We start from the raw sequence: 6,443 nt of genomic DNA, 5'->3' as shown, positions 1-6,443 counted from the left end.
CGGGAAGGGACGGCACGGGCCGTCAGAAGGTGGGGCCGGGCGGGTCAGTGCATGGTGAGGGTGTCGGTGGCGAGGCGGGTGAGGCGGTCGCCGTTGATCTCGTGGCCGAGGCCGGGGTGGGAGAGGGGGACGGCGACGACGCCGCCGGTGGCGCGGAGTGGGGGTTCGAGGTATTCGGGGCCGCCGACGAACTCGGTGATGTCGCTGGGCAGGGTGCAGCCGGGCAGGCTGGCGAGCGCGACGGACGCCGCCTTGCCGATGCCGAACACGCCGGAGCCGCCGCACCAGATGTCCCACCCGGAGGCGTACGCGAGGTCGTGGGCGGCGCGGGCCGGGGTGAGCCCGCCGAGGGTGCCGACCCGGAGGCTGAGGGCCCGGCCGGCGTCCGTCTCGATGGCGGCCCGCAGCGTGTCCAGGTCGGTGACGTCGGGTGCGACGGCGGCCCGGACGGACCGTTGCAGGTCGGCGTGCGGCGCGAGCTCGGCGAAGGGCCGCTCGATCGCGACGAGGTCGTAGGCGTCGAGCGCCTCCAGGGCCGTCATATGTTCGACGGAGCCGGTGTAGGAGCAGCCGCCGTCGACCTGGAGGGCGAGCGCGGGGTAGGCGCCACGGACGGTGCGCAGCGGTTCGAGATCCCAGCCGGGCTGAACCTCAAGGGTGATCCTGGTGAATCCGCCGCCGATGTACCGGTTGACGAGGGACGGCAGGATCTCGGCGGTCGGCTGGCAGGGGATGCGCGCCCCGGTGACGACGGACGTGCGGGTGCCGCCGAGCGCGTGCGCGACGGGCACGCCGTGCAGGCGGCCCCAGAGGTCCCAGGCGGCGATCTCGACGGCGGCGACGGCGCGCGGCCCGCCGAGGGCGCGCAGGCCGCCGAGTTCGTCGGGGTGGTCCCAGTCGAGGCGGGGGAGCGCGGGGCCTATCCGGTCGCGCAGGTCGCGCCAGGTCTGGTCGTCGAGGAGGGCGCATTCGCCCCAGCCGACGGTGCCGTCGTCGGCGGTGAGCCGGACGAGGACGCTTTCGGGGCGCCGCCCTCGGTGCAGGGCGACGCGGAAGGCCCGGAACTCCCGGATCAGCGGCACGGTCACCCCTCTCGACTGCGGTGTCCCGTCCATGATCTCACGGCGCCCCCCGCCCCTCGTGAACCAAGCAAGTGCTTGGTATGGTGCTCGGTATGACGGTTCCCCGGTACCCGGCCCCGCGCGGCCTGCTCGAAGGCAAGGTCGTCGTCATCACCGCCGCAGCCGGCGCGGGGATCGGCGGCGCCACCGCACGGCGCTGCCTGGAGGAGGGCGCCCTGGTGGCGCTCTCGGACGCGCACGAGCGGCGGCTCACCCAGTCGGCGGCGGAGTTGGCCAAGGAGTTCGGCGCCGACCGCGTCACCGCGATCCCCTGCGACGTCACCGACGAGGCGCAGGTCCAGGCGCTCTACGCGCACGCCGCCGCGGTGTTCGGCGGGATCGACGTGGCGGTGAACAACGCGGGACTGGGCGGCACCGACAGGCTCGTGGACATGGACGACGGCGTCTGGCACCGCGTCCTGGACATCACCCTGAACGGCACGATGCGGTGCACCAGGGCGGCGCTGCGCAGGATGCGGGAGCAGGGCCGTGGGGGCGCGATCGTCAACAACGCGTCAGTGATCGGCTGGCGGGCGCAGGAGGGGCAGAGCCACTACGCGGCGGCCAAGGCCGGGGTGATGGCCCTGACGCGGTGCGCGGCGCTGGAGGCCGCCGAGTTCGGGGTCCGGATCAATGCCGTGTCCCCGTCGTTGGCGATGCATCCGCATCTGGTGAAGGTGACGAGCGAGGAACTGCTCGCGGAGCTCACCTCACGTGAGGCGTTCGGCAGGTATGCCGAGCCCTGGGAGATCGCCAACGTGATCATCTTTCTGGCCGGCGAGTACTCGTCCTACATGACGGGCGAGGTCGTCTCGGTCAGCAGCCGACACCCCTGAGCGAGGAGAAGCAGCATGGCAGAGGCGTACATCGTCGACGCGGTCCGCAGTCCCGTCGGACGGCGCGGCGGCGGGCTCGCCGAGGTGCACCCGGCGGATCTGGGCGCGCACGCGATCAGGGCGCTGGTCGACCGGACGGGCATCGACCCCGCGGCCGTGGACGACGTTGTGTTCGGCTGTGTGGACACCGTCGGGCCCCAGGCCGGGGACATCGCCAGGACGGCGTGGCTGGCGGCGGGGCTGCCCGAGGAGGTGCCCGGCACGACGGTGGACCGCCAGTGCGGGTCGTCCCAGCAGGCGGTGCACTTCGCGGCCCAGGGCGTGCTCTCGGGGACGCAGGACCTCGTGGTGGCGGGCGGCGTCCAGAACATGTCGAAGATCCCCATCGCCTACGCGATGATCGCGGGCGTCCAACTGGGCTTCGCGGGGCCGTTCGCGGGTTCCAAGGGGTGGGAGGCCCGCTACGGCGACCAGGAGGTGTCCCAGTTCAGGGGCGCCGAGATGATCGCCGAGCAGTGGGGGATCACCCGGGAGGCGATGGAGGAGTTCGCCTTCACCTCACACCAGCGGGCGATCAGGGCGATCGACGAAGGCAGGTTCGCCAAGGAGATCGCGCCGCTGGCCGGTGTGGAGCACGACGAGGGTCCGCGCCGTGACACGACGCTGGAGAAGATGCGCGGCCTGAAGACGCTCGTGGACGGCGGAAGGCTGACCGCCGCCCTGGCCTCGCAGATCTCGGACGGCTCCGCGGCGCTTCTGATCGCCTCGGAGAAGGCGGTCCGGGAGCACGGGCTGACGCCGCGCGCGCGCATCCACCACCTGAGTGTGCGCGGGGAGGATCCGGTCCGGATGCTGAGCGCGCCCATCCCGGCGACGTACCACGCGCTGAGGAAGGCGGGCATGAAGCTGGACGAGATCGACGCGGTGGAGATCAACGAGGCGTTCGCGTCGGTCGTCCTGGCGTGGTTGAAGGACACCGGCTACGACCCGGCGCGGACCAACCCGAACGGCGGCGCGATCGCGCTCGGCCACCCGCTGGGCGCGACCGGCGCGCGGCTCATGACGTCGCTGCTGGGCGAGTTGGAGCGGACGCGCGGCCGCTACGGCCTCCAGACGATGTGCGAGGGCGGCGGCCAGGCCAACGTGACCATCATCGAGCGGCTCTGAACGGCCGTCTGAGGGCCCGCTGACGGTAGCCGCCGTCGGCGAGGCCCGCGCGGCGCTCGAACGGGTTGTAGGACGCGTGGTCGCCGCACAGGGCCAGGGAGACCAGGACGCACGCGAAGTAGGGGAGCAGCATCGGGAGGCCGAGGCACCAGGCGTACTGGGTGGCGTGCCTGCCTTCGTGGGCGAGGAGCCGCGGCCTGCCTTCCAGTTCCCGCACGTCGCGGAAGAGCACGACGTTGCCCATCGTGAACACGGGTGCGACCGGGACGGGCGGGCGGTAGCCGTCGGCCAGGAGGAGCCCGTCCGGGCCGCGCCGGACGATCCCGCGTCCCGCCGTGTAGGCGAGGAGGAGGCCGAGCGGCGTGGAGAGGTTCACCACGTTGACCGCCTGACGGAGCCGGTACCGCGCGCGCATGGATCAAGTGTCCCGCCGCGTCACGGCGGCGTCCAGCGGAACGGCGGCGTCAGGACGGGCAGGAGGCGTCCAGGGACGCGGCCGCGCCTTCCGGGTGGGCCTGCTGTGCCGTCTCGTCGGCGGGCACCACGGGGGCGGACTGTCCGGCGGCGGACGCCTTGGCGGCGTGCGCGTGGGGTGTGCGGATCGCCTTGGCGGACAGTGTGCGGATCCTGGCCCAGTCGGGGTTGCCGGTGTCGATGAGCGGCGGGGTGAACTGGAGGCTGGTGATGTCGCCCTTGTCCTTCACCCTGCCGGACAGCTTGAGCAGCGCGGGAAGCAGCCGCTGCGGCACGTCGGTGGAGATCGTGTGCTTGGCGGCGGTGGCGAGCTGTTGGAAGCGGGTGAGGACCTTGGCCGGGTCGGCCTGCCGGGCGATCGCCCGGATCAGGCACTTCTGCCGTGACATCCGGACGTAGTCGCTGCTGTAGGTGCGCGACCTGCCGTACCAGAGGGCTTCGCTGCCGGAGAGCTTGCGGTGTCCGGCGGCGAGACGGCCCTCGTTGTGGCGACCGTAGGTGATCTCCTCAGGGATGCGCATCCAGACGCCGCCCATCGCGTCCACGAGTTGGGCGAAGCCCCTCATGTCCACGAGGACGTGGTAGTCCACGGGCACGCCCAGGATGCCGGAGACCGTCTTCTTCAGGAGTGTCGGGCCGCGCTTGCCGTTCGGGACGCCGGGGACGATCTCGGGGTGTTCCTCGGCGTACTGGTAGACCTCGTTGAGCAGGCCGGGGGTGAGGGCGCCGTCGCCGGTGAAGCCGTGTGGGAACCGCTGGCGGGCGGGGCCCTCGGGCAGCGGCACCCGCTCCAGGTTGCGCGGCAGGCCGAGCAGCACGGTGTCGCCGGTCCTGGTGTCGACGCTGGCCAGGGTGACGCTGTCGGTGCGCAAGCCGAAGCGGTTGTGGCCGGAGTCGCCGCCCAGGAGCAGCACGTTGAGGCGTTTTTTGCCCGCGAGGATCTTGGCGCCCGCCGGGTCGTGCTCGCCGAAGATCGTGACGAGGGTGTCGCGGGCGACGAGGGTGCTGTGCGCGGCGAAAGCGAACGGCGCGGCGATCACCAGGCACAGGCCCGTGACGGCGCCGACGCCCAGGATCCGGGCGGGGGCGCCGAGTTCGACGGGCCTGACGAGCTTCCACGACGAGGCGATGACGACGGCCCAGCCGACGGCCAGGCCGACGCAGGCGATCATCATGAGGGTGAGCCAGTCGGGCTGGACGGCGAGTTCGGCGAGGTGGCCGCGGAAGCGGGTGACGGCGAGGCCGATCCCGGCGAACACCGAGGTGTAGGCGGCGGCGAGGGAGGCGCCGACGAGTTTGCGGCCCGACGTCAGATGGGCAACCCCCCAGAACAGGGCCGATGCGAGCGTCAGCGCGAACGCGCGAGCCAGCTGCCTGCCCTGCCCATGCCGCATGGACCCTCCCCCGTTCTCGGCCCCATGGACTCTGAGGGGAGGTATGCCCCGCCGGTCCGGCTCCATCGCGTTCAGGCGCAGGTCCTGCCCAAATCATGTCCCGCGCTGACCTTCCCGCGACCGTCGGCGCGCAGGAGGCGCGCGGTGGTCCTGCGGATCAGCCGGTAGTCGGGGTCGCCCGGCGTGATCAGCGGCGGCGTGAACTGGACGCTGAGGACGGGCGCCTCCCGGACGCGTCCAGCGAGCCCGACGAGGCCCGGGAGGGTGCGGCGCGGAAGATCGGTGTGGACGGACTCCCGGAACGTCTCAGCGAGCTTCCTGAAGCCGCGCAGGGCCTTCATGGGCGTCGCCTGGCGGGACAGCTCCCACAGGAGGCACTTCTGGCGCTCCATGCGCGCGTAGTCGCTGCTGCCCGTGCGGGACCGCCCGTACCAGAGCGCCTCGCGGCCGGAGAGGGTGCGGCACCCTTCGCGGATCACCCCTGCGGGCACCTGCCTGCGAGGCACCGGGACGGGCTTGGGGACGCAGACGCGCAGCCCGCCCAGCGCGTCGACGAGGCGCCGGAAGGAGCGCATGTCGATCAGCACGTAGTGGTGGACGGGGACGCCGAGCACGTGCGAGACGGTCCGTTTGAGCAGTTCGGCTCCGGGCCTGCGGCCTCCGGTCAGCTCCGGGTGCGCCCGGCCGTACTCGTAGACGGCGTTGAGAAGCTCCTTGCGGGGATAGGCGACCCTGCCGCCGCCGTTCCACACGGGGACCTTCTGGAGGTTGCGGGGGAGGCTCAGGAGGATCGTGGAGCCGTCGCGGGTGTCGACGCTCGCGACGGTGACGCTGTCGGTCCGCACGCCGGTCCGGCCCACGTCGGCGTCGCCGCCCAGGAGGAGCACGTTCAGGCGGCGCGGGCCCTTCCAGGCGCCGTCCTCCGGCGCGGGGGCGGGCGCGGGGCCCTGCCCGTCGGGGAAGACGCCCTCGATCATGTCGCGCTGCACGTCGCCGTAGTGCGCGACGGCCAGGGGAGGGGCGGAGACGAGGGCGCACAGCAGGCCCACGCAGGCGGCCCCGAGGAGCCGCACCACGGGGGCGGGCGCGACGGGCCGGACGACGGCGTAGGAGGCGATGACGAGCCACATCCAGGCCACGGCCGCCAGGACGGCCCCGGAGACGATCACGGTGAGCCAGGAGGGGCTGACGGCGGCCTCGGCGAGGGAGGGGCCCGCCACCGAGGCCGTCAGGCAGACCAGGACGCCGCCGACCGCCGAGCCGACGAGCAGGCGCCGTCCCGCGGCGACCCGGCCCGCGCGTAGGTGGGCGAGGCCGGGGACGAGCGCCGAGACCGCGGTGACCAGGAGGGCGGGGCCGAGACCGGACGCGCCCAGCGGCGGCCGCGCCGCGCGGAACGTGGGCGCCGCCCCGATCATGTGGTTCTCCATGACGGTTCATGATCATGGGAG

At 72.9% G+C, this 6,443-nt stretch carries 6 protein-coding genes; 2 read left to right on the top strand and 4 right to left on the bottom strand.

Features of this window, described 5'->3' with window-relative positions; genetic code table 11:
- Nucleotides 1-44: 44 nt before the first annotated feature.
- Nucleotides 45-1,082 (bottom strand): enolase C-terminal domain-like protein, encoded by a 1,038-nt coding sequence (locus LO762_RS13555; protein ID WP_230614967.1) that lies wholly within the window; start codon nt 1,080-1,082, stop codon nt 45-47.
- A 92-nt stretch (nt 1,083-1,174) separates the two neighbouring features.
- Here LO762_RS13555 and LO762_RS13550 point away from each other — a divergent pair, with 92 nt between their 5' ends.
- Nucleotides 1,175-1,957, top strand: coding sequence for an SDR family oxidoreductase (locus tag LO762_RS13550; RefSeq protein ID WP_230614966.1), 783 nt, complete (start codon nt 1,175-1,177; stop codon nt 1,955-1,957).
- A gap of 15 nt (nt 1,958-1,972) precedes the next feature.
- The gene (locus LO762_RS13545) at nt 1,973-3,124 is read left to right on the top strand and encodes an acetyl-CoA C-acetyltransferase (protein WP_230614965.1); all 1,152 of its coding nucleotides are present in this window, start codon (nt 1,973-1,975) and stop codon (nt 3,122-3,124) included.
- Here LO762_RS13545 and LO762_RS13540 read toward each other — a convergent pair.
- The 3 genes from LO762_RS13540 to LO762_RS13530 form a co-directional block, all read right to left on the bottom strand.
- Nucleotides 3,108-3,539: a hypothetical protein gene (locus LO762_RS13540; RefSeq protein WP_230614964.1), complete on the bottom strand. Its 432-nt coding sequence runs from the start codon at nt 3,537-3,539 to the stop codon at nt 3,108-3,110. The genes LO762_RS13545 and LO762_RS13540 overlap by 17 nt on opposite strands.
- Before the next feature lie 49 nt (nt 3,540-3,588).
- Nucleotides 3,589-4,992: an LCP family protein gene (locus LO762_RS13535; RefSeq protein WP_230614963.1), complete on the bottom strand. Its 1,404-nt coding sequence runs from the start codon at nt 4,990-4,992 to the stop codon at nt 3,589-3,591.
- A 71-nt stretch (nt 4,993-5,063) separates the two neighbouring features.
- The gene (locus LO762_RS13530; protein ID WP_230614962.1) at nt 5,064-6,422 is read right to left on the bottom strand and encodes an LCP family protein; all 1,359 of its coding nucleotides are present in this window, start codon (nt 6,420-6,422) and stop codon (nt 5,064-5,066) included.
- Nucleotides 6,423-6,443: the final 21 nt, after the last annotated feature.

The organism is Actinocorallia sp. API 0066, from assembly GCF_020991275.1.
GTDB lineage: Bacteria > Actinomycetota > Actinomycetes > Streptosporangiales > Streptosporangiaceae > Actinocorallia.
The sequence above is the reverse complement of the archived record's forward strand: the minus strand, read 5'-3'. Positions and strand labels throughout refer to the sequence as shown.

What these genes read in the sequence shown, in the direction of transcription:
- LO762_RS13550 (WP_230614966.1), top strand. Translation starts at nt 1,175, where the DNA reads ATGACGGTTCCCCGGTACCCGGCCCCGCGCGGCCTGCTCGAAGGCAAG.
- LO762_RS13545 (WP_230614965.1), top strand. Translation starts at nt 1,973, where the DNA reads ATGGCAGAGGCGTACATCGTCGACGCGGTCCGCAGTCCCGTCGGACGG.
- LO762_RS13540 (WP_230614964.1), bottom strand. Translation starts at nt 3,539, where the DNA reads ATGCGCGCGCGGTACCGGCTCCGTCAGGCGGTCAACGTGGTGAACCTC.
- LO762_RS13535 (WP_230614963.1), bottom strand. Translation starts at nt 4,992, where the DNA reads ATGCGGCATGGGCAGGGCAGGCAGCTGGCTCGCGCGTTCGCGCTGACG.
- LO762_RS13530 (WP_230614962.1), bottom strand. Translation starts at nt 6,422, where the DNA reads ATGGAGAACCACATGATCGGGGCGGCGCCCACGTTCCGCGCGGCGCGG.